Source organism: Qipengyuania pacifica (genome assembly GCF_019857205.1).
Classification (GTDB): domain Bacteria; phylum Pseudomonadota; class Alphaproteobacteria; order Sphingomonadales; family Sphingomonadaceae; genus Qipengyuania; species Qipengyuania pacifica.
This window is the reverse complement of record NZ_JAHWXO010000044.1, coordinates 1-1,001: the sequence shown is the minus strand read 5'-3', so window position 1 is coordinate 1,001 and position 1,001 is coordinate 1. Positions and strand designations below refer to the sequence as shown.

Here is a 1,001-nt window from a genome sequence, read left to right as displayed (position 1 = left end):
GGCGTCGGCATCTTCGCCTTTGCGGCCTTCGTGTTCAGCTTCCTCGGGAGCGAGTTCACACCGCAATTGGACGAGCGCGACATCGCCGTGCAATCGCTGCGTATTCCTTCGACATCGCTCGAACGTTCGCTCGCGATGCAAAGGCGGGTAGAGGACCGGCTCGAGCAATTTCCGCAAGTCGAGCTTGTCTTTTCGCGGACGGGCACGGCGGAAGTGGCCAGTGACCCGATGCCGCCGAACGCTTCCGATGCGTACGTGATCCTCAAACCCCGTGAGGAATGGCCCGATCCCGACCTCGCCAAGGACGAGTTGGTCGCGCAAATGGAGAGCGCCCTCAGCAGTCTCGTCGGCAACCTTTACGAGTTCAGCCAACCGATCGAATTGCGGTTCAACGAATTGATCGCAGGCGTTCGCGGAGATGTTGCCGTCAAGATCTACGGAGACGATCTCAGCGCCATGACCTCGGCGGCGAACGAGGTTGCGGGCGTGCTGCGCAATGTCGACGGCGCCGCGGACGTCAAGGTCCAGCAAGTGACCGGGTTCCCCACCCTCGATATTGCCTTCGATCGGCCAGCGATTGCCCGTTACGGGCTGAAGGTCGAAGACGTTGCGCAATCGGTGGCGATCGCACTGGGCGGTCGGCCTGCGGGCCTCGTTTTCGAAGGCGATCGCCGCTTCGATGTGGTTGTGCGGTTGTCGGACGCGACCCGCGACGATTTCGACCAGTTGGGTGCTTTGCCGGTGCTGCTCCCGAACGGGGCAACCATACCGCTACGCTCGGTTGCCGAGTTCCGTGTGGTGGATGGTCTCGCGGAGGTTCGCCGGGAACAGGGACGCAGACTGGTGATCGTTTCGTCCAACGTGCGAGAACGCGACCTCGGGTCTTTTGTAGAAGAGGCCCAGGAAAGGGTTGCGGCGCAGGTCGAACTGCCCGCTGCCGCGTTTATCGAGTGGGGCGGTCAATACCAGAACCTCCAGGCTGCTCAGGAAAGACTTCAGAT

The 1,001-nt window shown here is 61.8% G+C and carries 1 protein-coding gene; it reads left to right on the top strand.

Going from position 1 to position 1,001, the window contains the following annotated elements:
• On the top strand, positions 1-1,001 hold a 1,001-nt coding region (locus KYK83_RS17055), incomplete at both ends, for an efflux RND transporter permease subunit (RefSeq protein WP_222829097.1).